Consider the following 25,689-nt stretch of genomic DNA (forward strand, 5'->3'; position numbering starts at 1 on the left):
GCTGCAAGTTAAATAAAAAAGCGGCTTTAAATAAAACCGCTTTGTTGCATTACTTAATTATTTGAGATCGAAACGATCAGCCTGCATAACTTTGACCCATGCTTTGATAAAATCATTAACAAAACGTTCTTTTGATGTATCGAAAGCATAAACCTCTGCAACGGCTCTAAGCTCAGCTGATGAGCCAAAGATTAAATCAACCGGTGTGGCTGTATATTTAAGCTTATCAGTTTTTCTATCTACCCCTTCATAGATATCACCATTTCGTTTCCACTTGGTAGACATATCTAATAAGTTAACGAAAAAGTCATTGCTTAGTACACCAGGTTTATCAGTAAAGACACCATGCTTGCTGGAATTATTCGCACCAAGTACACGCATTCCACCCACTAACACTGTCATCTCAGGTACCGTTAACGCTAGTTGGTCAGCTTTATCAACAAGTGCCTCTGTAGGAGATTTGTAATAGCCTTTTTGATAATAATTTTGAAATCCATCTGCTTTAGGCTCCAACAAAGAAAACGAGTTGATATCTGTTTGCGCTTGGGTTGCATCACCTCGACCTGGTGAAAATGGCACTGTTACCTTAAATCCAGCCTCTTTAGCTGCTTTTTCAATGCCTGTAGCTCCTGCAAGTACAATTATATCTGCGAGAGAAATCTTACGGCCTCCTCGCGACTTTTTGTTAAAGTCATCTTTCACTTTTTTCAGCTTAGCAATCACTTTTGCAGTGTCTTTTGGTGCATTCACAGCCCAGTCTTTTTGCGGCTGTAACGCAATGCGTGCTCCATTAGCGCCTCCTCGCATATCTGAATTTCGATAAGAAGCAGCCGATGTCCACGCAACTCTGACTAACTCGGAAACGGTTAAACCTGAATTTAAAATATTACTTTTCAGAGTTTTAATGTCGTTTGCATTAACCAGTTTGTAACTTGGCTTGTCTATTGGGTCTTGCCAAATTAGCTTCTCTTTTGGAAACGCATCACCTAAATAGTTATCTCGAGGTCCCATATCACGGTGAGTCAGTTTGTACCACGCTTTTGCGAATGCTAAGCGGTATTCTTCTGGATCGGCTAGGAATCTTTCCGCAATTTTTCGATACGCAGGGTCAAACTTCAATGCCAAATCAGCTGTTGTCATAACTGGCGGATTGAACTTTCCTTTAACATGCGCATCTGGAACCACTTTATGTAAAGACTCATTCGTTGGTACCCAAATAATCGCCCCACCAGGGCTTTTTGTTTTTTTCCACTCAAAGTTTAAAAGGTTAGATAAGTAAAGCGATGTCCAGCGAGTTGGTGATTGCGTCCACGCTCCCTCAAGACCACTTGTAACAGTGTCTTCAGAGTGGCCTTTACCACACTTATTTTTCCAGCCTAACCCTTGCTCTTCAAGTCCAGCAGCACCTGGCTCAGGGCCGATACATTTTGCCGCTTTATGCGCACCGTGCATTTTTCCAAATGTGTGACCACCGGCAATAAGTGCTAACGTTTCTTCGTCATTCATCGCCATACGGGCAAAAGATTCTCTGATGTTAGCCGCTGAACCAACAGGATCAGGAACACCATTTGGCCCTTCAGGGTTCACATAAATCAACCCCATATGAACAGCTGCAAGAGGTCTTTTTAATTTACCATCAGCCTCTCGTCGGTCACTTGCTAACATTTCAACTTCAGGGCCCCAATAAACCATATCAGGCTCCCAATCGTCTTGGCGGCCTGCGGCAAAACCATATGTTTTAAAGCCCATATTCTCAAGAGACACATTGCCTGCAAGTACTATAAGGTCACCCCAAGAAATAAGTTCACCGTATTTTTGTTTAACTGGCCAAAGTAGTCGACGCGCCTTGTCTAAACTTGCGTTATCTGGCCAGCTATTTAGGGGATCAAATCTTTGTTGGCCTCCACCGGCTCCGCCTCTGCCATCAAGCGTTCGATAAGTTCCTGCGGCATGCCATGTCATACGTATAAAGAAAGGACCATAATTTCCCCAGTCTGCGGGCCACCAGTCCTGAGAGTCTGTGAGTGTTTTATTAATATCGCTTTTCAATGCATTCATATCGAGCTTAGAAAATGCTTTCTTATAATCAAAGTTTTCTCCCAACGGGTTAGAGCGAGAGTCATGATCACGCAGCGGGGCAAGGTCAACCTGATTTGGCCACCAAAATAGGTTTGATTTTGCCTGATTTTGAGCAATATGGCCGCTACCAACAGCGCCTTTAGGCTTGCTCATTTGAGCTTCAGCCGCAATCCCCTCAAAATTAATAATAATAGCCAGCGCACTGGCTATTAAGCTGTACTTGCTAACAATACGGTTATTCATAACATAATCCTCAAACTAATATAATTTTTAAACTACCTATTTAAAATCAAGCCAAACACCTAAATAATCTAAAACTAAAACATTAGAAATTTAGAGAAATTAAGCTCAACAGAATTCAAACTCACAAAAATAAACTAATATGAAAACCAACCTCCATCATATCGAAAAAACGATATAAAACGACCTACCACCCCTTCTAACCTGCTAATGTGTAACTTGTGGTAGGTACGTTTTAAGCTGTGCAAAGCCCTGAAAGTGGTTAGTTACTGCAACTCAAAATTTGCTTACACGATGCAATACCGTGCATGAGTTTTTATGTCGCACAAATGAAAGAACCTCATTATTAACAACGTACTAAAACCTAACCAACGACAGACCTTTTTTAGATACATTAGATGCAAAATACGTTTAAATAAAATCGATTTTATAGATTATATTAATTTATTTTCTTGATTAAATAATGATAAACAACTAGAAACTAAAGCAGAGTATAAAATTTTAAAAATAGATAAATAGTAAAAAATAACGATAAAAATTTTGATTTTTAAATTTTAACAATTAAAAAATTGATAAAGGAAAAATAAATAGAACACAATATCAGTAAGTTAAAAGCGACTTTTAAATATGAAGATAAACAGGCAGCAAAAAACAGAACTTTAGTTCTATAGTTAGCTGTAATTTACTAGGAAGTAAGAACTTACTTTAAAGATAAGATTAAAATATGACTATAAAGACTAATCATAGCAGTCATATTTTTCGGCTTGAATTGACCCCTTGCTTGATCTAAATCAGGCTTTTACTTATTAATTAATAAGTAAAAGCCTTTATAAAAATCAGCTACAGGCTGGCTGCTTCGTAAAGGATTGAGAAAACCCCACCACTTTAGGGTTAGGGTTGTTTAATTTTACTAATCACATTAGAGGTTGAGCACCCGTCAAGAAACTCAAGCACTTCAACTTTGCCACCATGACGCAAAACATGCTCTGCACCTGCAATTTGCTCAACAGTGTAATCGCCTCCTTTGACGAGTACATCAGGGCTGATCGTTTCAATGAGTTTGGCTGGTGTATCATTTTCTTCTACACTACCAAATGGGATCACCCAATCGACAGAAGCAAGTGCACTTAATACCATTGCACGCTCTTGTAATGGGTTAATTGGTCGTTCAGGGCCTTTTAATCGCGAAATAGACTCATCGTTATTCAAGCCCACAACTAAGCGATCGCCTCTTGCCTTTGCTTGCGCTAAATAACGCACATGCCCTGCATGAAGGATATCAAAGCAACCGTTTGTGAAGACTATTTTCTCACCATTTTGTTTTGCAAACTCAATATGTTGTAAAACATCGTCAAATGGCGTTTGATAGTGCTCACCTGTTTGCTGTAAGTATTGACCAAGTTTACGGCTAAGCTCTTCAGGAGACACGGTTGCGGCACCAAGCTTACTGACAGCAATCCCCGCCGCAAGATTCGCAATTTCAACAGCATCCTTAGGCGTCATTCCTGCGCCTAACATGACCGCTAAGGTCGCGATAACCGTATCTCCCGCTCCGGTAACATCACTCACTTCAAGCTCTTGAGCTGCAAAATCAAACTTTTCAGCTTCGCTTATCAAGGACATGCCTTGTTCTGAACGTGTTAATAACATAGCCGCAATACCTGCTTCACTAATAAGCATGCGTGCGCTGTCTGTTAAGCTTTGCTCTGAACCTGTTTGTCCACCAGCAAGTTTAAACTCGTTTAAATTAGGCGTTATGTAGTCTGCACCACGATATAAATTAAGATCCGATGATTTTGGATCGACAAGTACTGTTTTTCCGGCTTTTTTAGCAACCTGAATCATCGCTTGAATCAAGCTAAGTGAACCTTTATTGTAATCTGAAAACAATACGAAATCGTAATCATCAAGCACTAACTCTAAGCGGTTAAGTAATAATTGGCTGTGCTGTTCAGTAAAGGTTTCTTCTAAATCAAGGCGAACAACTTGTTGATGTCGGCTTATGACACGCATTTTAGAAATTGTAGGAAGCTCACAAACACTGACTAGCTGAGAATCTATTTTTTCCGAGCTTAAAATTGTTTCAAGGATCTGCCCACTTTCATCTTCGCCAACTAGACCTAGCAACCCTACTTTGCCATCTAAACGGGCTATATTCTTTGCAACATTTGCCGCACCACCCGCCTTGTCTTCAAACTTGCTGACTTTAACGATAGGTACCGGCGCTTCTGGGGAAATACGCCCTGAATCGCCGTGCCAGTATCTATCTAGCATGACATCACCAACAACCAAGATACGTGCTTTAGAAAGGTTTTTTAGTAACGCTAAATCCATTACTTTTGCTCCGCTACAACCATATCGATGGCTTCACACAACCAATGACCAATAAACATGTGCGCTTCTTGAATACGTGCTGTTTCGTCATTTTTAATAATAATCGGTAACTTTGCGATATCTTTCACTTTACCGCCATCACGGCCTGTTAAAGCCACAGTATACGCACCAATTTCATTTGCAGCAGCCAGCGCAAGATTAATATTAGGGCTCGTGCCTGAAGTCGTTAAGCCAATCACTAAGTCATCAGCCTTACATAGCGCTTGAACTTGGCGTTCAAATACCGTGTCAAAGTGGTAGTCATTACTGTGTGCTGTCAGAATAGAGGTGTCTGTTGTAAGCGCAATAGAAGCAAGTGGGCCTCGCTCTAATTTATAGCGAACGACAAACTCTGCAGCAAGATGTTGTGCATCGGCTGCACTACCACCATTACCAAACCAAATCACTTTTCCGCCAGCTTGTAATGTACTATGGCATGCTTCAAGAAGCTGCATCACTTCTGGGTGATAGGTTTCCATCGTTTCAAACAACATTTGATGACGGTTTAAACTCTCTAGGTAGCTTGCCGCTACAGAATCAAGATTAGACATAGATATTCCTCAAAAATAAATAACGGCTTCGCTTACCAAAATAATGCAACGGATAACCAAGTATAGTTCTCTCCAAACACATCTTCACCATAGGTCAGTGTTGTCTCGAGTGTGTGTTCATTCCATTGACGTGTATTACTCAATTGAAGTTCAACTGCTTTTTCATAGTCTGCGCTTGTTTGCCCAAATTCATTTAAATAATTACTTTCGTTTTCAATTAAGGTTAACTTACCACGCCATAAAGAACTAAGGCTCTCATTGTAAGTAAGTTCCATACTATGTACTTGAGTAGGTGGCGCATCTGCATAAACCTTCGCAACGCCATCTGCATGAAAATCACTATAACGCTGATCAGCTGCATAGTGGCCAGTCACAAATCCACCCACCGTATTGCCGTTAACTGGATAAATTTCGTTTACATACCATAGGCTGTGCATATTGGTATATTCATACCTTAATGACATGGCATCTGTCATTTTCGGTAAGAAAAAGCCCACATTGCTTACTGTGTTGCCAAATTGATAGTTTTTATGGTTTTTAGTGTCCTCACCGCCATACTCAAAATAAAGTTCAATGGGCATGCCCCAATTAAAGTTTACGGTACTGGTAATTGTCGCGTATTGATCGCCAAGTTCGTTATCTTTACTCCCTGTAAGGCCAGAGTTGTCGTTTCCAGCAGGGTCAAAAAATGCATCAAACACATCACCTGCATCAACCTTGCGAGGACCACCACCAAATTGCATCATACGGTTGATACCAATTTTCCAACCATTGACTGGCTCAATACTAAAATGCGTACCTGCAAGCTTAGGTGTACCACTATGAAGCTCATTTTGATAAAGGATGCCGTTATCAACATGCTCTAATTCTGAATAGTACAGCTCAAAGTCGAAATTCCACCAATTATGTGCTGGCTGAACCATGCCTATCGATACCGATGGCGCTGTTTTTGCGTTGGTAGAAATCACTTGCGCAGAGTGTTTAAATGGTGAGAACCAATGCTCTTTATAACCAATATTTAATTGAAGATCTTCACCAGCAAAACTAACGAATGTGTTGTAATTTACAAACTTATTAGCTTTAGCACGATAATCAAGACCAACTTGCACTAATGTGTAATCGTTCGCACGCCATATGCCTTCAAAAAAGCCTTGCCCCCACTCATCAGAACTCAAACCTCGCTGATTCGCTATTTGTTTGCTGGTATCAGAGTCAACCTGAAGTTTCACGCCGACGCGAGTTATAGCATCATCACTTTGATAAGGTTTAATCTTAGCGCGAATAGCTGCGACCAATGCAGGCTCAGAGCTTTCTAGTTTAGTGAGTGCTGTCTCGACTTCAGCCAACCGATAAGGTTTAGCCATCGGTGTCCCAGAGGTAAGTGCAAATAGTGTATCTAATTGATGATCAAGCTGTGCGTCCATGCCTATAGGTAAGTAGGCTGTGGGCGTTGCAAATAGTGGGGAGGAACAACTAAGTAACACACCTACAATTGAGGCTTTTATCATTTTTAATTTCATAACTACATAGTCCCTATACAAAGTATTTGAAATATTACCAAATTCGACGCGTCGACACACTTAAAACTCTTAAAGATAACTGTTTTTAACATTTTTATTCAGCTGAGCTATGTTCCACGTTATCATAGCGTTTTATCTATGTTGTAGGCACAGTGATGGCGCGTATTTTATACTCTTTGATTTTATATATACTTAGCCCGCTTATTATCTTCTATCTATACGTGCTAAGAGGTAAAAAAAATGGCGGTTATCGTCATCATTTTGCGGAGCGCTTTGGTTTTTTAGCAACTAAAAAGCAAGATATTGTTATTCATTGCGCATCGGTTGGTGAGGTGCTTGCAGCAACGCCGCTCATAAAAGCTATCAAACAACACAATCCCAATTTAAGTATTTTAGTAACATGCAATACCCCGACGGGCCGTGAGCAAATAAAAAACAACTTCCAAGACTCTGTTAATTGCTGTTATTTACCTATTGATTTTCCTGACGCCACTCACCGCTTTTTAAAACGAGTTAAACCTCAAGTACTGTGTATTTTGGAAACAGAGCTGTGGCCCAATTTAATGGCGCAAAGCAATAAACGTGGGATTAAAGTGCTTATTTTAAACGCGCGCCTTTCTGTTAAATCACAGCAGGGTTATCAAAAGGTGATGCCACTAACAAAAGTGATTATGAATTCAATAAGCGCTCTTGCAAGTCATAACCAAGATGATGCGAACCGTTTCATTGAGCTTGGTTTAAAGCCTGAAAAGGTGCGAGTATTTGGCTCTATTAAGTTTGATATCACGCCAACAAATGAGCAATTAATTAAAGTCGCTGCACTTAAAAGTCAATATAACAACGAGCGATTTATTTGGGTTGCAGGCTCTACTCACCCCGTTGAGCATGAGCTAATTTTAACTGCTCATGAGAAGCTGTTAAAAACGTTACCCAACGCTCTTTTGATTATTGCTCCGCGACACCCAGAGCAGTTTGATAAAGTTGCGGAAATATTAAAAAGTTCAAATTTGAGCTTTAGTCGTCGCAGTGAAGATAACTATAACAACCAACAAGTTGTGCTAGCAGACACGTTAGGTGAGTTACAATGCTTATATGGTGTGGCAAACATCAGCTATGTTGGCGGTAGTTTAATAGAACGAGGCGGCCATAACCCATTAGAGTCAGCTGCGTTTTCTGTTGGCGTATTAGCAGGCCCTCATACTTATAACTTTGACCATATTTATCCTGAGCTGATTAGTGCTTTAGGAGCTAAAACCGTTACCGATGAAAATCACCTTGCTGATACGCTTATCGCTTTGAGTACTGATGTACAAGAGACTATTAAGCTTGGTCAACAAGCTGCAAAATGCGTCGCTAATAACCAAGGTGCTATTAGCAAAACTGTCAATTTAATTGAGCTTTACTTAGAAAGTTAGAATAGATAAATAGAGAAATAACGTGAGTTCAAAGCACACTATGAATCGCCCAGAAAAACAAATGCGCGAATGGGTATCCAGCGTAATTGTAAAATACAATTTTTGCCCCTTTGCCCGTAAAGAAGTTGAAAGCAATTGCATTCATTATCAAATCAGTCAGTCAGTAACGATTGATGATGCGGTAATGGATATGCTTCACGAGTGTAACGAGCTAGACCAACAAGCACAGCGCGAAACAACCCTTTTGATGTTTGAGCAAGGCTTTAAGGATTTTGAAGAGTTCTTAGATTTAGTCGATTTAGCCAATGCACTTTTAGCTGCGCAAGGGTATGAAGGTAAATATCAAATAGCCAACTTTCATCCTGACTATGTATTTGCTGACAGTGATGACAGTGATGCTGCTAATTACACCAATCGTGCACCTTACCCAACACTGCATTTAATTCGTGAAGCCAGCATGAGCGAAGCGCTAGAAAACTACGATGAACCTGAGTCTATCCCAGAGCATAATATTAAACTTGCAAGACGTAAAGGCATCGACTTTTGGCAACAGTTACTACAAAACTGTATTAATAAAAAATAAAGCCAGCATTGCTGGCTTTTTAGTTAGTTCAAAGACTATTTTTTAACCCACTCACCATTTACTTCAATATAATGGCCAGACTTTGTTTTCTCGATGGTTTTTGCTGCTGCAAGGGCTTCCACTTGCGACAAAGACAAATTATTCTTTTTCGCAAGCTTTAAATACTGTTCTTTACGCTTGGCATTTATATCGTTAATAAGTGCTTTCGCTTCACTATTATTTACCACTAAGCCTAAATAACCCGAGCTATCTTCACCTACTAATCCTTGGTTTTTTGCATCATCTAGGCTAATTGCCCAAGCAGAAAATGATAAACAAACAGCACTAATTAAAGTGATCACATTCAATTTTTTAAGTTGTAATTTACGCATGTTTGCTCCTTAGAATAATTCACTATCATCACTGAACAGGGTATCAAGTTCTTTATCCACTTTAACGCGGATCTCATGGTCAACTTTTACGTTTAAGTTGATTGTAATTGGCTCTTTCGCTGCCACCTCTACACGGTGAGTACAGGCACTTAAAAGCCCTAAAGCTGTTAGCATTACTAACCATTTAGCCATTATTGCTTCCTTTTTTTGCATACTCTTTTTCAACTCTTTGAGTAATTTCGTCACTTAAGCGCAACGCCCTTAATAAGGTGAAGACGTTCTCTTCATGGTTATAATTAAAATTAACCGCTTGTTGCTGTTGTTCATTATAGCCTTGTAAGTTTACACCTAAGTGCAACCAACCATCAGGCTTTAAATCTACGCTACTTTTTAGCTGTTTAATAGCTAAGTTTTCTAACAAACTCAGTGTCGTACTCAACTCTTGTTGCTGCGCTTTTACCGCTTCGAAGCCAGCGTTATTAGTGATCAGCAGCTTACCCTCTCCTTGGTTCACTAACTGCCCTTGCTTTACTGCAATACCTTGCTTATTTATCGTAACAGGCAGTGTCCCTGCCAGTCGCCCTGATAAACTAATACCTGACTCTGCATCTAGGGTGACGAGCTTACTAGCATCTATATTCTCAAATTTAGCCGTGACAGTTTGACTATCAAGCAATGGACAAAATTGATTGACAACAAACGATCCGCCTAACACATGCCCTGTCACCTTTGATACACAAGGCTCATTATTATCAAGATTTAACCGACCTTGTACTTTTTTTACAACGGCACCCGCTCGCAGTTCATTAAGTGTAAATTTAGTTGGCACAATATTAAGCTGCCCTGAATTAAACGCACCTTCAATATCTACATTAAAGTCATTAGCAAGGTAATCATTATATAGCGCTGCTAATTTTGCGATCCGAATATCACCCTTTGCCTGCTGTAAATTTACATCGCCTTTTATAATCCCTGAAACAACACCATCAGTAATTGTCACGAGCGGTTCGAATTGGGAAATGATAGGGTTGAACTTTGCTATAGCTTGTTCTGGTATCACTAACTCAAATGGATGCGCAACCTTGGACATATGATGGCTGACAAGCGCCTCCAAGCCATCTGCAAACACATGATGCGTTGCTTGTAAGGCTCTGCTTTGCAAAGCGTTAGTTACTATTGAGAGCTTATTTAAGGTAATTTTTGGAGTTATTAATTGAGCTGCTGTGGTTTTGGCATCAATATCGGCAAATAATTCACCCACACTTAAGTCACTATTTACACTGAGCTCATTATTGATTTTCAAAACTTGAATCTCATTGTAATTTATAGACTTAGCTTGACTACTTACTTTAGCACTTAAGTGTTGCTCATCACTTAGTTGAGTATCAATATGGCTAGTAAACTCAGTTATTTTTAGATCTGCTAAAAGCACATTTTTAGCACTTACATCTGCGGTGAGTTTTCCAACTGTAGGCTTAGAGAGCAATTCATTAACACTCAACTTGCCACTAACCTGAATACCATCAGCCTTAAAATCTAAAAATGCAGGGTGTGAATCCAATGACAGCTGAAAATCTGCAGTAACGTTTTTTTCATTCAAATGCGCACTGAGCTTAAATTCATCAATATCTCTACTAATAAAATCAATGCCAACTTGGCTATTAAGTGATGCGAGCGGATCCAGCAAAGAAAGTGTTGTATTACTCACTGTAACCTCACTTTGCCCTTCAGTTGTTAGCAGTTTTACGATTGGGACTGATAGCCGCTCACCTTCAACAGTTACAGGCTGTTCAATTTGTAACTGCCAATTAAGCGGGAACTGCGCTTCAATAAATGATTGATGTTGTTGGTCTGCGATGGTGTTTAAGCAGTCTCGGTTTGCACTAAGTTGATTTTGTAAAGCGGATAAATCCGCGTATAGATGCTGTTGATTTAATTGGTACTTAGCACTTGCTTGTCCTTGAGTAGTAAAACTTAACTCACATTGCTCGAAAGCGTGCTGATAATTTGCATTAATTACGCTTTCAATCGCAATCGTAATACCATCAAACCTAAGCTGTGACTCGCTGATAAAATGGCTATCTTTTGGTAACTCAATGAATCGCTCAGCTATTTTATCATCAAGGGCAATATTGGCTTTGACTTCATAATTAGATATTGCAACGTCTGCGTTAAGGTCACGTGAAACCGTAAAATGATTTAGGCGTTTTTCATGTATTGCCAACCTAACAGGGGTGTCGGTAAACGGTGAGACTACATCAAGCTGCTCAATGCTTATTAGCGGTCTTTGCTCGGGTAATACCAAGGTAAGCTTTTTAAATTCAGTCTGTGAAGCGTCTGGTTGTTGTTTATTTGTAAGGCCACTAACGATGAGGTTAGCGCGAGAAACACTAACCTGTTGCTTATTCGCAATAATGCCAGCTAACTCAATTTGCTGTCCTTGGTAGGTTAAGCATAATTTCTCGATATTCAAATCAAGCTTGCGAGTTAATGACCAATCAACACAGTGAAGCGCAACGCCATTTTTACTGAGCATAGGCGTTAAGTACCACGATGTCAGCGGTAGTCTGAACAGATACGCCAGCAGTGCCATGCTTAGCACGATCCCTAGCAACCCAATACACGCTCGCTTAAAACTCAAAAAACTCTCCTTGCCTTTGAACTTACACTTACTAGCAACTAGCGTCATTATAAACAAAAAGGCCACACATGATAGTGCAGCCTTTTTAGTTTAAACGGTTTGTATGAACCTAGCTTGTATAGCTAGGTACATAACTAAGTTCTAGCCAACGTTTTTACGAGCGTTGCGGAACATACGCATCCATGGGCTATCTTCGCGCCACTCATCTGGGTGCCATGAGTTAGCAACCGTACGGAATACACGCTCTGGGTGCGGCATCATCACCGTTGCACGACCGTCAGTAGAAGTAATACCTGTGATACCCTCTGGTGAGCCATTCGGGTTAGCTGGGTATTGCGTTGTTGGGTTACCGTAGTTATCAACAAACTTCACTGCCACAGTACCTGACTCAAGCGCTGCTTTAACTGCATCAGCGTTTGCGAACTCAGCATGACCTTCACCATGTGAAACAGCGATAGGCATACGTGAACCAGCCATACCATTAAAGAATACCGATGGGTTTTCTTGCACTTCTACAAGGCTAAAGCGAGCTTCAAAACGCTCTGACTTATTCGTTACGAAACGTGGCCAGTGCTCAGTGCCTGGGATCAATTCTTTCAATGTTGAAAGCATTTGACAGCCATTACACACACCTAAGCTGAATGTATCTTCGCGGTGGAAAAAGCTTTGGAACTGCTCACGCGCCATCTCATTAAATAAGATTGACTTAGCCCAGCCTTCACCTGCGCCTAATACGTCACCGTAAGAGAAACCACCACATGCCACTAAGCCTTTAAATTGCTCAAGTGTTAAACGACCTTCAAGAATGTCGCTCATGTGCACGTCAACCGCAGCAAAGCCTGCACGGTTAAATGCCGCAGCCATTTCTAAGTGAGAGTTAACACCTTGCTCACGTAGAATCGCCATTTTCGGCTTCGCACCAGTTGCAATGTAAGGCGCTGCAACATCTTCGTTTAAGTCAAAGCTTAGTTTTACGTTAAGACCTGGGTCTTTTGCGTCAAACTTCGCATCAAATTCTTGCTTAGCACACTCAGGGTTATCACGACGTGCCTGCATTTGGTAAGTTGTTTCTGCCCAAATCGTACGAAGCTCGGTACGCGTGTGGTTAAGAACCACATCATCACCACGAGTGAATACCACGCGGTCATCAGCGTTTAGTACACCAATTTCATGGCTGATAGCTGCTAAGCCGTGATCTGCAAGAACTGCTTTCACTGCGTCTAAATCAGCGTTTGCCACTTGGATAACCGCACCTAGCTCTTCATTATAAAGCGCTTCGATGTCTGAACCTGTTAAGCCAGCAAGGTCAACAGTTACACCTGTGTGACCAGCAAATGCCATTTCAGCGATAGTCGTGAATAAACCACCATCAGAACGGTCATGGTAAGCAAGTAACTTGTTATCAGCAACAAGCGCTTGCATTGCTTCATAGAAGCCTTTTAATAGTGCTGGGTTATCAACATCAGGTGTTACATCACCTAGTTGCTTATAAACCTGTGCAAGGCTTGATGCGCCCATACGGTTTTGACCCGCACCTAAATCAACTAATAATAGTGATGACTCACCTTTATCAGTACGTAGCTGTGGCGTTACTGTTTTACGCACATCTTCAACACGACCAAAGGCAGTAATGATCAGTGATAATGGTGCAGTAACTGATTTTTGCTCACCGTTTTCATCCCATTGAGTTTTCATCGACATTGAGTCTTTACCCACAGGGATAGTTAAACCAAGTGCCGGACAAAGCTCTTCACCCACCGCTTTAACAGCCTCAAAAAGACCTGCATCTTCGCCTGGGTGACCAGCTGCCGCCATCCAGTTTGCAGATAGCTTAATATTTTCAAGGCCACCGATGTTAGCACACGCGATGTTTGTTAGTGACTCAGCCACAGCTAAACGAGCAGAAGCACCGTAGTTTAAAAGTGCAGCTGGAGTGCGCTCACCTAGTGACATTGCTTCACCGTGGTAAGTATCAAACGCAGCGGCTGTTACCGCACAGTTTGCTACTGGCACCTGCCAAGGACCGACCATTTGGTCACGCGCAACTAAACCCGTTACCGTACGGTCACCAATGGTGATTAAGAATGTTTTCTCAGCAATCGTTGGTAAGCGTAATAAACGCTGTGCAGCATCTGCCGCATCAATGTTAGCAACGTCTAATGGCTGTGATTGCGCTTTTTTCGATTCCACTTCACGGTGCATTTTTGGTGCTTTACCAAGTAAAACATCAAGCGGAAGATCAACAGGGTTGTTACCGAAGTGGCTATCTTCAACCGTTAAGTGACGCTCTTCTGTCGCTTCACCAATAACCGCGTATTGTGCACGTTCACGTTTACAGATTGCTTCGAAGCGCGCGAAATCTTCAGCAGCAACCGCTAATACGTAACGCTCTTGAGATTCGTTACACCAAATTTCGTGTGGTGCCATGCCCGGCTCATCGTTTGGAATGTCACGAAGTTGGAATTTACCACCACGACCACCGTCGTCTACAAGCTCAGGGAATGCGTTTGAAAGACCACCTGCACCCACATCGTGGATGAAAGCGATTGGGTTTGCATCACCTAGCTGCCAACATTTATCGATAACTTCCTGACAACGACGTTCCATTTCTGGGTTTTCACGTTGTACCGATGCAAAGTCTAAGTCTTCGTTTGATTGGCCTGATGTCATACTAGACGCAGCACCACCACCAAGACCAATGTTCATTGCCGGACCACCTAGTGCGATAAGTTTTGCACCTACAGGGATTTCACCTTTTTGAACATGCTCAGAACGAATGTTACCTAAACCACCTGCAAGCATGATTGGCTTGTGGTAACCACGTACCTCGATACCATTATGGCTTGATACTTTTTCTTCGTATGTACGGAAGTAACCAAGTAAGTTAGGACGACCAAATTCGTTATTGAATGCCGCGCCACCTAATGGACCTTCAGTCATAATATCCAGTGCATTAACGATACGACCAGGTTTGCCGAAGTCTGTTTCCCATGGCTGCTCGTAACCAGGAATACGTAGGTTAGATACAGTGAAGCCAACTAAACCCGCTTTAGGCTTAGAACCACGGCCTGTAGCACCTTCATCACGAATCTCACCACCCGAACCTGTCGATGCACCTGAGAATGGCGCAATCGCTGTTGGGTGATTGTGCGTTTCAACTTTCATCAAGATTTCGATGTTTTCTTGATGGTATGCATACTCGCCTTCATTGTTTGGGAAGAAACGACCCGCTACTGAACCCTTCATTACCGCTGCATTATCTTTATAGGCAGATAACACGTTTTCAGGATTTTGCTCGTAGGTGTTTTTGATCATTTTGAACAATGATTTTGGCTGTTCGATGCCATCAATTGTCCAATCAGCGTTAAAGATTTTGTGACGACAATGCTCAGAGTTTGCTTGTGCAAACATGAATAATTCGATGTCGTTCGGGTTACGCCCTAACTTTTGGAAGTTTTCTACCAAGTAATCAATTTCGTCATCTGCAAGCGCAAAACCTTGCTCAACGTTTGCTTTAGCAAGTGCTTCACGGCCACCACCTAAAATGTCAACTGATGACATTGGACGCGGCTCATCATGGCGGAATAATTTAGCTGCATCAGCCATATCCGCGTGCGTAGCTTCAGTCATACGGTCATGTAATAACGCTGCAACTTCAGCTGTTTGCTCAGCTGACAGCTGACCTTCAACGTAGTATGCAATACCACGCTCAACACGGTGAACTTGGCTTAAGCCACAGTTATGTGCGATATCAGTTGCTTTTGATGCCCAAGGCGAGATAGTACCAGGGCGCGGCGTTACAAGAATTAACGTGCCAGCAGGGGTATGCTCGGCAATCGTTGGACCATAAGTAAGCAGCTTTTCTAGCTTTGTTTGCTCATCGGCTGAAAGTTCAGCAGTAAGATCAGCAAAATGCATAAACTCGGCATAAACGTCAGTGACTGGAAGTTGTGCCTGTTGGCAACGCGCTAAAATTTTCTGAACTCTAAAATCGGAAAGTGCTGGTGCACCACGAAGGATCAACATAGGTATTTTCATCCGGGGTTAGGGATTGAACGATATTTTAGGCGCGTATTATAGTGCAAATAACGCCTAGATTTAACTCAAAATTGCGCTTTTATTTAAATAATCTTCATAACCGCTTTTATGTTTGCAACAATCAAGTACCTTAATACGCGTTATTTTTTCGCAGGTTCTTGTTCTGTATGACTTATCTATTTGCAACCTTGATGCCTTTATTAATTTAAAATAGATATATAAAACTATTCGCCAAGTGACGCAGCTTTGAAGTTTTGCTATAACGGTAAGGTAATGGTTTAAGGGGCATTTATAATCTATGCAAAAGTTACTCGCTATTTTTAGTTTAGTGCTCATGTTATGTGCATGCGATATGCAACAACCGCCTTCGCAACTAGCTCATATTAAAACGCAGAATAAAATCAGAGTTGGCACTTTAGCTGGCGCGAGTAATTACTATCAAGCACCACAAGGTGTGCAAGGCTTCGAGTATGAGCTTGCTCAAGAGTTTGCTGACTATGTTGGTGTTGAGCTTGAAATGGTGCCCTTTTTTAACTTATCAGATATGTTCTCCCGCTTAGAAAATGGCGACTTAGACGTAATAGCTTCAGGACTTACGTACAATACGATTCGCGCTAAGCATTATCGCTTCGGTCCAACTTATCGTACCATTAGTCAGAAACTAGTTTACAAACAAGGTCGTGTTCGCCCCCGCGAATTCGACGATTTAACTGGCAACTTAACCGTGCTTGCAAAAAGCAGTCACTCACTTGCTTTACAGCAATTAAAACAACTTCACCCAACTTTGAGCTGGAATGAAACAGAGGACATGGATGAAGAAGAGTTATTGCAAGCTGTGATTGATGGTGAGATTGACTACACCCTCGCTGACTCGCATACATTGTCATTGTTTCGCCGTTACCATCCTAATTTAAGCATTGGCTTTTCGGTCACCCGAAACGATCCAATTGCATGGGTTTTAAGAAAAGATGGTGATGACTCTTTATATGCTTTAATGGTGCCTTTTTTCGGCAATATAAAACAAACGAACCAGCTTTACGTGCTTGAAGAAAAGTACTTTGGCCATGTGCGCCAATTTAACTATGTAAATACCCTTGCCTATATCGAAGCGATTAAAGAAACATTACCTAAATATCAGCCTTGGTTTGAACAATACGCTGGAAATATTGACTGGCGCTTACTTGCTGCACTGAGCTATCAAGAATCAATGTGGAATCCCAAGGCTAAATCGCCTACTGGGGTTCGTGGTATCATGATGTTAACTCAAGCTACAGCCAAACAAGTTGGCGTAACCAACCGTTTAGCACCGGAACAAAATATCAAAGGTGGCGCTGAATATTTAGCCCAACTAATCTCTTGGATCCCTGAGCGAATTCCACAACCTGACCGTACATGGTTTGCACTCGCTTCATATAATGTAGGTTGGGGGCATGTAAATGATGCGCGTATTATTACCGAGCAAGAAGGTGCCAGCCCTGATAAATGGGCTGATGTGAAAAAACGTTTACCGCTTTTAATTAAAAAACGCTATTACCGTAAAACTAAATATGGCTATGCCCGGGGCGATGTTGCAGTGAAATATGTTGATAATATTCGTCGTTACTATGACGCTTTGGTTTGGCTTGATGAAAACGACGCTATTTCAAACCCGAGTGATGAAGAAGCTATAACGCAACAAGAAGCCCCTAACTTACCAGATAATAACAATAAACAGGCTAAACCTGATAATGAGCAACAAGCAGCTAATACTGAACAAAACAAGTTAAACAATAACTAACCGATACTGCAGAAATCAGTTTACTTGTCATCAAATGATCATTATCTTCTAGGACAATGTCATAATTCATGCCATGCTTTCTCTCACTTTAGGAGCTCACATGTTAAAAAGAAGACGTACCACACATAAATTTAAGCGTAATGTGATTTACTCTACAGCAACACGCCGTCGAATCATGCTACGTAATACACACAAAAAAGTTATTTGGCGCCGCCGTTTATTTGCAATGCAATTAATGGAAGCACAAGAAACCCCAGCAACGCCGGTTGTTTAACTAGGCGTTGCGAGCAGCAAGCTTTGCCGCTTTTTTCTCTTCTCTACGGCGTTTAAAAAACGCTGAAATTACCGCCCCACACTGTTCACTCATTACATCACTGGTTACTTCAACTTGATGATTTAGTCTTGGTTCTTGTAATAGGTTCATAATTGACCCTGCAGATCCTGTTTTTGCATCTTTAGCACCAAATACTAAACGTTTGATACGGCTATGCACCAATAATCCTGCACACATAGAGCAAGGTTCTAAGGTCACGTATAAAGTACAATCAACCAAACGATAGTTATTAAGTACTTTACCCCCTTCACGTATAGCTATCATTTCAGCATGAGCTGAAGGGTCATTATCAGTAATTGAGCGGTTATAACCATAAGCTATGAGTTGATTATCTTTTACCAGAACTGCACCAACAGGAATTTCATCAATCGCTTCTGCTTTACTTGCAAAAGTGAGGGCTTTTTCCATCCAATACTCATCATTATATTGTTCGCTCATAAATCACACAAAACTTGTAAAACTGTGAGTAATTATACCTAGTTAGTCAATAAAAAGGGCAATAAATACTGCTACACTAAAAAATTAACGCAAATTTTAGTGGCTTTTTCATGGCTCAATGGACCCATATTGCGCTATAATCTCGCGCTTTTTTTATTTCGCTAATAGCAATTCAACTAGGTAAATTTGTTGATTTACAATTTGCAATTGATATCAATACACGGGTAGCAAATGAAATTTCCTGGACGCCGCAGGCATAAACATTATTTTCCAGTGGAAGCTAAAGATCCACTTACTAATCAACTCAACTCAACGGAACGACTACAACGTAGTTACATAACCGGTATCGACCAAATTGTGGTCGACATTGAAGCTAAAGTTGATCAAGCTTTCCTTGATGAATTTCAATTGCGCCGCGGTATGTCGCAAGTCATTGATAACGATATAACCAATGCCTTATACGACCGTTTAAAGCTCAATAACATGGTCGATTATGAGTTTGCTGGTGGCACTATTGGCAACACAATGCACAATTATTCGACGCTTGCTGATGACCGCTCAGTATTGCTGGGTGTTATGAGTGAGAATATCAAAATTGGTAGTTATGCATACCGCTTTTTATGTAATACCTCTAGCCGCGTAGATCTTGATTATTTGCAACCTGTTGATGGGCCTATTGGGCGCTGCTTTACCTTGATTGACGAAACGGGTGAGCGTACTTTTGCCATCAGTGCAGGTCTTATGAACCACCTTCGCCCTGAATCAATTGATAAAGAACTCATAGAGAACTCATCAGCATTGGTGATCAGCGCCTACTTAATGCGTACACAGGGCGATGAAACCATGACTGACGCAACAATGCAGGCTGTGAAGTATGCTAATGATGCAGGTGTCCCCGTGGTATTAACACTCGGTACTAAGTTCTTAATTGAACAAGACCCTACTTGGTGGGCTGAATTTGTTAAGGAACATGTTGATATTCTTGCGATGAACGAGGAAGAAGGTCTAGCCATTACAGGTTTTGAAGATCCGCTTCTTGCAGCAGATAAAGCGCTTGATTGGACTGACTTAGTGATATGCACAGCCGGCGAAAAAGGCTTATTTATGGCCGGTTATGTCGATGATTCATTCAAGCGTGAAACAGAATACCCACTTCTACCAGGTGCAATCGCAGATTTTAACCGTTACGAGTTTTCGCGCGCAATGCGTAAAGAGGACTGCCAAAAACCAATTCGTGCATATAGCCACACTGCGCCATTTATGGGTGGTCCTGATAGCATTAAAAATACCAATGGCGCAGGTGATTGCGCGTTGGCTGCGGTATTACATGATTTATCAGCGAATGTGTACCACAAACTCAATGTGGCAAACTCAGCGAAGCATCAGCAACCTGCTATGACTTACTCATCGCTTGCACAAATTAGTAAATACGCGAACCGTGCAAGTTATGAAGTACTTGTTCAGCATTCACCACGTTTATCGCGTGGTTTACCTGAACGCGAAGATTGTTTAGAGCAAGTTTACTGGGATCAGTAACCACGACTAAAAAATCGAAATATCCAGTTTCTGGGATAAGCGCTCAAGAGCCGCTATCCCAGCCACTGAGTTTCCATATGAATTTAAGCGTGGTGCCCATACCGCAATCGTAAACTGATTAGGTAGCACTGCTAAGATTGTTCCGGATACCCCTGATTTTCCGGGCATGCCTACACGGTAGCCGAAATCCCCCGCTGCATCGTATAAACCACTGGTAAACAGTAACGAATTAAGTTGTTTATTTTGCCTTGCACTCAGTACTTTATTGCCATTGGCATCCTTGCCCTGATTAGCGAGATAATTGTAAGCTTTTGCTAATTCAACGCAGTTCAATTCGATGGCACAGAAATTAAAATAGGCCCATAAGACATCATCTACTTCGTTATTAAAATTACCAAATGATTTCATTAAATGTGCCATGGCCGCATTGCGATGACGAAATTCATATTCAGAGTTAGCCACTTTTTTGTCGATTATGACGCTTGGATTCCCTGATAACTGCCGAAATGATTCAAGCATAGAATGCATCGGTGCAGACAGTCGACTGTAAAGCGCATCACATGTCACAATGGCACCAGCATTAATAAATGGGTTACGTGGGATGCCGTGTTCAAACTCAAGTTGGGTCAGTGAGTTAAACGCTGTACCAGAAGGCTCTTTACCTACTCGCTGCCACAGCTCATCCCCATAACGCTGAAGCGCCAAAGTCAGGGTCATTACTTTAGAAACTGATTGAATAGTAAAACGCGCACTACAGTCACCACCGCAGTAAGTTTGACCATCTACGGTATGAATCGCTATAGCGAACTGATTTGGCTCAACCTCTGCTAGCGCAGGAATATAGTCAGCAACCTTACCTTGGTTCAGTAATGGCTGAACTTCTTTGGTTATTTCATCTAATACATGTTGATAATCAATCTGTGACATACCGCGTCCTTAAAACAAAAAGCCCCGCATTTGCGAGGCTCTGTAGTCTACTAGAGATGGTTCAGTTTTACTCTTAAATTAACTCATTGCTGTTTGCAATTTTTTCATCGCTGTTTTCTCTAGCTGACGAACACGCTCTGCTGAAACATTGTATTTTTCAGCAAGCTCTTGCAGTGTTGCTTTATCATCTGCTAACCAGCGCGCACTAACGATATCTTGCGAGCGCTCATCAAGGGTTTTTAATGCGCTGAATAAACGTGCATGAGATTGCTCTTGCCATTGCTGCTCTTCAATATCATCAGCAAGGTCAGCGCTGCCATCTGTTAAATACTGTACTGGCGAATATGTGCTTGTCGGTGCGTCATCATTATCGTCGCCCGTTAAATCAAAGCCCATATCTTGGCCGCTCATACGTGATTCCATCTCACGTACTTCTTTTTCACTAACACCCAGCTCGTTAGCAACGGTACTAACCTCAGCTTGGTTGAACCAACCTAAACGTTTTTTGTTTTTACGTAGATTGAAGAATAATTTGCGTTGCGCTTTTGTTGTTGCAACTTTCACGATACGCCAGTTTTTTAATACGTATTCGTGAATTTCTGCTTTGATCCAGTGTACTGCGAATGAGACCAAACGAACACCGACACTTGGGTCAAAGCGTTTTACCGCTTTCATCAGACCGATGTTACCTTCTTGAATCAAATCAGCTTGCGGTAGACCATAGCCCGAATAGCTTTTTGCAATGTGAGCAACAAAGCGAAGATGTGACATAATGAGTTGCTTTGCAGCATCAAGATCACCTTCTTCCTGAAGACGTGTCGCTAACTGTTTTTCTTTCTCAGCATCAAGCATAGGAATCGTGCTAACAGCTTGAAGATAGCCATCCATACTTGCGCTTTGTTGACCTACAGTAAGTGCCATTGCGTATAAATCTTTACTCATTTTTCACCTCAGTGATAAACATTTTAAAACCATCTTAGCACTCTTTAAGCGAGAGTGCTAATTTCAATTAAAAACTTTTTTGAACCTCAGATCAAGTGGTTTTTTTATCTATTTTTAGTCTACGCTAACACGCTGAATATGCGGTGAATTCTAGCTTTGATTGAAAGAGCGATAAATTTATTACTGCTTTTATTTAGTGCTAATAGAGCAGTGTAACAACGAATTGTTACACTTTATTGTTATACTTTATCGGGTTCTATTTCTTTTATATAGCGGCTAACTGATAAGTAAGACCCGACAAAGCCGAGTGCTGTTGCAAGTGCAACTAAAACGCCGAATTCCGACATTGTCAGACCGATTAAATCAAAGCTGGTTTCATAGACGCCCGCCACTTCACTAACCGCACTGCCTAGCCACCACATCATTAGAGCAACACAAATAAAAGAGAACAAACCACCAATAATACCGTACCAAACTCCTGTCCATAAAAATGGCGCATGAATAAAGGTGTTTGTCGCACCGACTAGCTTCATCACTTGAATTTCTTCTTTTTTGTCCATTATCGATAAGCGGATAGTATTACCAATGATTAAAGTAACAGAGGTTAATAATAGTAGGGCAATAGTGATTACGCTCTCTTTTAATAAGCTTAATAGCGCATTCAAACGCTCGAGCCACGCGATATCAAGCTTACCAAAATCAACCTCACGCTCAGCCTCTAGTTTTTTAAGTAATTGCTCTGCTGCATTGGGTTGACGGTGACGAATGGTAGGCGTAACGATAACAACATCAGGCAGTGGATTTGCATCAAGGTATTCCAGTGCTTGGCCAAAACCAGATACCTGTTTAAACTCAGTAAGTGCATCCCCTTTTGAAATAAACTCCACTTTATCGATCTCAGGATAAAGAGCTAAACGTTTCACTAGGGTCTGCGTTTGTTGCTGAGTCATACTTTCTTTAACAAACAACGAAATTTCTGCCGCTTCTTCAAAGCCACTACTCACTTGAGATACATTTTTAACCACTAAATACAAAGTGGCAGGTAAAGTTAAACTCAAGCCTAAAACAGCAATCGTCATCAGTGATGCAAGAGGTGTTCGCCACATTTCACCTAAACTATGCACACCTTGTCGAATAAGGTTCATTATAAAAAAGTAAGGCGAAGCAAAAAATGATTTTTGTTGTCCCTCTGTTTGGCTTGAGCGACTTTTGAATAATAAACTCATAATGTTTCCTCCGCTAACGGATCTTGAATCATTCGACCATCCTTTAACGTGAGGCTGCGGTAGCGCATACGCGCAATCAAGCCAATATCATGAGTTGCAATTAATACCGTTGTACCATGGTGGTTAAAATCCTCGAATAAGCGCAGGATATCCATTGAAAGCTCAGGATCTAAATTACCTGTTGGTTCATCAGCTAATAAAATTGGTGGCGAATTAACAATCGCTCTGGCGATCCCTACACGCTGTTGCTCACCACCAGATAAAGTAGCAGGACTACATTTAGCCTTATCGAGCAAGCCAACCTTATCCAGTGCACCATGAACACGTTTAGCAATTTGCTTGTGATGCGTTCCTTCAATCACAAGCGGTAAGGCAACGTTATCAAATACAGAATAACGCTCTAAAAGGCGATGGTTCTGAAAAATAATACCAATATCACGACGAATATACGGGACCTGGCGTGATTTAACGGCATTTAAATCCACACCATTTATTAGTACCTGCCCTGCTGATGGGCGCTCCATGAGGCTAATGAGCTTTAACAAAGTACTTTTACCAGCACCACTATGGCCTGTTAAAAAAGCAAGCTCGCCGGGCTTAATATGAAAGCTGACTTTTTCAAGGGCACGATGGCCCCCCGGATAGGTTTTACTGACTTGCTGAAAATTTATCATTTTAATTATCAATCATCTTACAGCTAAAAAGGGAGTTAACTCCCTTTTTAATTAGTTATGCATCGTCCTCATCTTGGCTAAACAGCGCATCAATGAAGTCATTACTGTTAAAGGTCCGAAGGTCGTCAATTCCTTCACCAACACCTATGTAACGAATTGGAATATTAAACTTATCTGCTACAGCAAAGATGACTCCACCTTTTGCCGTACCATCTAACTTAGATAATGTGATACCGGTTAAACCAACGCATTCATTAAAAAGTTTTACTTGGCTAATCGCATTCTGGCCCGTACCCGCATCAATTGTTAACATTACTTCATGCGGTGCATCAGGGTCTATTTTTTTCATTACGCGAGCTATTTTTTCAAGCTCTTGCATAAGGTTATCTTTATTTTGCAAACGCCCTGCTGTATCAGCGATTAACACATCAACATTACGTGCTTTTGCCGCTTGAAAAGCATCAAATACAACAGAGGCACTGTCTGCGCCAGTGTGCTGAGCAATGACCGGGATGCTGTTACGCTCACCCCATACTTGTAGCTGCTCAACAGCTGCAGCACGGAAGGTATCACCTGCGGCTAACATGACCGACTTACCTTCATTTTGGAATTGCTTCGCAAGTTTACCGATAGTCGTTGTTTTACCAACGCCATTGACACCCACCATTAAGATCACAAATGGCTTTTTATCACCTGATACAACCAACGGTTGCTCAGCAGTTTTAAGCATATCAGCCATTTCTTGCTTCATTAACTCATAAAGAGCATCACCATCTTTTAACTGCTTACGATCCGCTGCATCAGTTAGGTTATCAATCAACTTCATTGTTGTATCAACACCTAAATCTGCTGTTAATAGCTGTGTTTCTAGTTCTTCGAATAACTCATCGTCTATTTTCTTACCGCTAAAGATAGAGGCAAAGCCAGAGCCAATATTAACGCGAGTTTTTAATAGACCTTTTTTAAGGCGTGCGAAGAAACCTTCTTTCTTTGGTTTTTCAGCTGCGGCTTGTGCAGCTTTCTCTTGCTCTACACGCTCAGCCTCATCTGCTGCGATCCGTTCTTGATCTAAACGTTCAGCTTCAGCCTTTTCTGCAGCAATGCGCTCTTGTTCTAAACGCTCAGCTTCTGCCTTTTCTGCAGCAATACGCTCTTGCTCTAAACGCTCAGCCTCTGCCTTTTCTGCCGCAATGCGCTCTTGTTCTAAACGCTCAGCTTCTGCCCTTTCTGCAGCAATGCGTTCTTGCTCTAAACGTTCCGCTTCTGCCTTTTCTGCAGCAATACGCTCTTGCTCTAAACGCTCAGCCTCTAGCTTTTCTGCTGCAATACGCTCTTGTTCTAAACGCTCTGCTTCTGCCTTTTCTGCAGCAGCTTGCTCAGCTTCACGCTGCGCCTTTTCAGCAGCAACGCGTTCTTGCTCTAATTTCATTGCGGCTTCTTGCTCAGCAAGGCGAGCTTGTTGTTCACGGCGCTCTTGCTCTGCCGCTTGCTGCTCTTGCTCTAAACGTTCAGCTTCCGCTTTTTCTGCTGCGATACGCTCTTGTTCTAAACGTTCAGTTTCTGCCTTTTCTGCAGCAGCTTGCTCTGCTTCACGCTCTGCTTTTTCAGCAGCAACGCGTTCTTGCTCTAAACGCTCAGCTTCGGCCTTTTCGGCTGCAATACGCTCTTGCTCTAAACGTTCAGCTTCCGCTTTTTCTGCTGCGATACGTTCTTGTTCTAAACGTTCAGCTTCCGCTTTTTCGGCTTCAATACGCTGTTGTTCTTCTAATTGCTTCTGGTTATCAGCCTCTTTTGCTGCTTGCTCTGTTTGTTGTTTTTCTGATTTGCCAAAACCAAACCAAGACAAGAATTTATTTTTTTTTGCCATACTTGCTAATAACCACTTATAAAAATCTGATAAACTTACATGAATAATAGGTTGGTGATAGTTCAGCTACTTTCAGCCAAACCAAAACGGGTACCATCTATCGCTAAGACACTAATAGTAACACTTTTAGTGCAGTAGAAAAATGACACACTAGCTA

Annotated in this window: 19 protein-coding genes; 5 read left to right on the forward strand and 14 right to left on the reverse strand. The window is 41.5% G+C overall.

Annotated elements, in window-relative coordinates:
• Positions 1-57: 57 nt before the first annotated feature.
• From katG to L3V38_RS15610, 4 genes are all read right to left on the reverse strand, one after another.
• Positions 58-2,322 carry a catalase/peroxidase HPI gene (katG, locus tag L3V38_RS15595; RefSeq protein ID WP_276574295.1) on the reverse strand — a complete coding sequence of 755 codons (2,265 nt, stop codon included), beginning with the start codon at positions 2,320-2,322 and terminating at the stop codon, positions 58-60.
• Positions 2,323-3,210: 888 nt separating this feature from the next.
• Entirely contained in the window at positions 3,211-4,653 is a 1,443-nt protein-coding gene (gene hldE, locus L3V38_RS15600; RefSeq protein WP_237119954.1) for a bifunctional D-glycero-beta-D-manno-heptose-7-phosphate kinase/D-glycero-beta-D-manno-heptose 1-phosphate adenylyltransferase HldE, read from the reverse strand.
• Positions 4,653-5,243, reverse strand: a complete 591-nt coding sequence (locus L3V38_RS15605) for an SIS domain-containing protein (protein WP_130149471.1) — start codon at positions 5,241-5,243, stop codon at positions 4,653-4,655. Before L3V38_RS15605 ends, hldE begins: the two co-directional genes overlap by 1 nt.
• A gap of 32 nt (positions 5,244-5,275) precedes the next feature.
• A complete protein-coding gene (locus L3V38_RS15610; protein ID WP_237119955.1) occupies positions 5,276-6,763 on the reverse strand; it encodes a capsule assembly Wzi family protein in 1,488 nt (495 codons plus the stop codon).
• Between the two features lie 155 nt (positions 6,764-6,918).
• Between L3V38_RS15610 and waaA the strand changes: the two genes are divergently transcribed.
• Both waaA and L3V38_RS15620 read left to right on the forward strand, forming a co-directional pair.
• Positions 6,919-8,178 carry a lipid IV(A) 3-deoxy-D-manno-octulosonic acid transferase gene (waaA, locus tag L3V38_RS15615; RefSeq protein WP_237119956.1) on the forward strand — a complete coding sequence of 420 codons (1,260 nt, stop codon included), beginning with the start codon at positions 6,919-6,921 and terminating at the stop codon, positions 8,176-8,178.
• A gap of 40 nt (positions 8,179-8,218) precedes the next feature.
• Positions 8,219-8,761 (forward strand): DUF1415 domain-containing protein, encoded by a 543-nt coding sequence (locus tag L3V38_RS15620; protein WP_130149640.1) that lies wholly within the window; start codon positions 8,219-8,221, stop codon positions 8,759-8,761.
• 35 nt (positions 8,762-8,796) lie between these two features.
• Here the strand turns inward: L3V38_RS15620 and L3V38_RS15625 are convergent, their stop codons facing one another.
• The 4 genes from L3V38_RS15625 to purL form a co-directional block, all read right to left on the reverse strand.
• Positions 8,797-9,132 carry a YdbL family protein gene (locus tag L3V38_RS15625; RefSeq protein WP_130149468.1) on the reverse strand — a complete coding sequence of 112 codons (336 nt, stop codon included), beginning with the start codon at positions 9,130-9,132 and terminating at the stop codon, positions 8,797-8,799.
• A gap of 9 nt (positions 9,133-9,141) precedes the next feature.
• Positions 9,142-9,324, reverse strand: coding sequence for a YnbE family lipoprotein (locus L3V38_RS15630; protein WP_062568706.1), 183 nt, complete (start codon positions 9,322-9,324; stop codon positions 9,142-9,144).
• Positions 9,317-11,773, reverse strand: a complete 2,457-nt coding sequence (locus L3V38_RS15635; protein WP_237119957.1) for a YdbH domain-containing protein — start codon at positions 11,771-11,773, stop codon at positions 9,317-9,319. Before L3V38_RS15635 ends, L3V38_RS15630 begins: the two co-directional genes overlap by 8 nt.
• Before the next feature lie 141 nt (positions 11,774-11,914).
• Positions 11,915-15,799 (reverse strand): phosphoribosylformylglycinamidine synthase, encoded by a 3,885-nt coding sequence (purL, locus tag L3V38_RS15640; protein ID WP_237119958.1) that lies wholly within the window; start codon positions 15,797-15,799, stop codon positions 11,915-11,917.
• 310 nt (positions 15,800-16,109) lie between these two features.
• Here purL and mltF point away from each other — a divergent pair, with 310 nt between their 5' ends.
• Both mltF and L3V38_RS15650 read left to right on the forward strand, forming a co-directional pair.
• Complete coding sequence (gene mltF, locus L3V38_RS15645; protein WP_237119959.1) at positions 16,110-17,588, forward strand: membrane-bound lytic murein transglycosylase MltF; 1,479 nt, start codon at positions 16,110-16,112, stop codon at positions 17,586-17,588.
• 100 nt (positions 17,589-17,688) lie between these two features.
• Positions 17,689-17,862 (forward strand): hypothetical protein, encoded by a 174-nt coding sequence (locus L3V38_RS15650; RefSeq protein ID WP_162898022.1) that lies wholly within the window; start codon positions 17,689-17,691, stop codon positions 17,860-17,862.
• Here the strand turns inward: L3V38_RS15650 and tadA are convergent, their stop codons facing one another.
• Positions 17,863-18,360, reverse strand: coding sequence for a tRNA adenosine(34) deaminase TadA (tadA, locus tag L3V38_RS15655; protein ID WP_237119960.1), 498 nt, complete (start codon positions 18,358-18,360; stop codon positions 17,863-17,865).
• A gap of 231 nt (positions 18,361-18,591) precedes the next feature.
• On the opposite strand from tadA, the gene L3V38_RS15660 reads away from it, so the two are divergent.
• Positions 18,592-19,896, forward strand: coding sequence for an inosine/guanosine kinase (locus L3V38_RS15660; RefSeq protein ID WP_237119961.1), 1,305 nt, complete (start codon positions 18,592-18,594; stop codon positions 19,894-19,896).
• A 6-nt stretch (positions 19,897-19,902) separates the two neighbouring features.
• Here L3V38_RS15660 and glsB read toward each other — a convergent pair whose 3' ends face one another.
• From glsB to ftsY, 5 genes are all read right to left on the reverse strand, one after another.
• Entirely contained in the window at positions 19,903-20,823 is a 921-nt protein-coding gene (glsB, locus tag L3V38_RS15665) for a glutaminase B (protein ID WP_237119962.1), read from the reverse strand.
• 78 nt (positions 20,824-20,901) lie between these two features.
• Complete coding sequence (gene rpoH, locus L3V38_RS15670) at positions 20,902-21,765, reverse strand: RNA polymerase sigma factor RpoH (RefSeq protein WP_130149461.1); 864 nt, start codon at positions 21,763-21,765, stop codon at positions 20,902-20,904.
• Between the two features lie 239 nt (positions 21,766-22,004).
• On the reverse strand, positions 22,005-22,991 hold the full coding sequence (gene ftsX, locus L3V38_RS15675; protein ID WP_237119963.1) for a permease-like cell division protein FtsX: 987 nt from the start codon (positions 22,989-22,991) through the stop codon (positions 22,005-22,007).
• Complete coding sequence (ftsE, locus tag L3V38_RS15680; RefSeq protein WP_062568697.1) at positions 22,988-23,665, reverse strand: cell division ATP-binding protein FtsE; 678 nt, start codon at positions 23,663-23,665, stop codon at positions 22,988-22,990. Before ftsE ends, ftsX begins: the two co-directional genes overlap by 4 nt.
• 55 nt (positions 23,666-23,720) lie before the next feature.
• Positions 23,721-25,532, reverse strand: a complete 1,812-nt coding sequence (ftsY, locus tag L3V38_RS15685; protein WP_237119964.1) for a signal recognition particle-docking protein FtsY — start codon at positions 25,530-25,532, stop codon at positions 23,721-23,723.
• Positions 25,533-25,689 lie beyond the last annotated feature (157 nt).

The organism is Pseudoalteromonas sp. L1, assembly GCF_021728095.1.
Classification (GTDB): Bacteria; Pseudomonadota; Gammaproteobacteria; order Enterobacterales; family Alteromonadaceae; genus Pseudoalteromonas.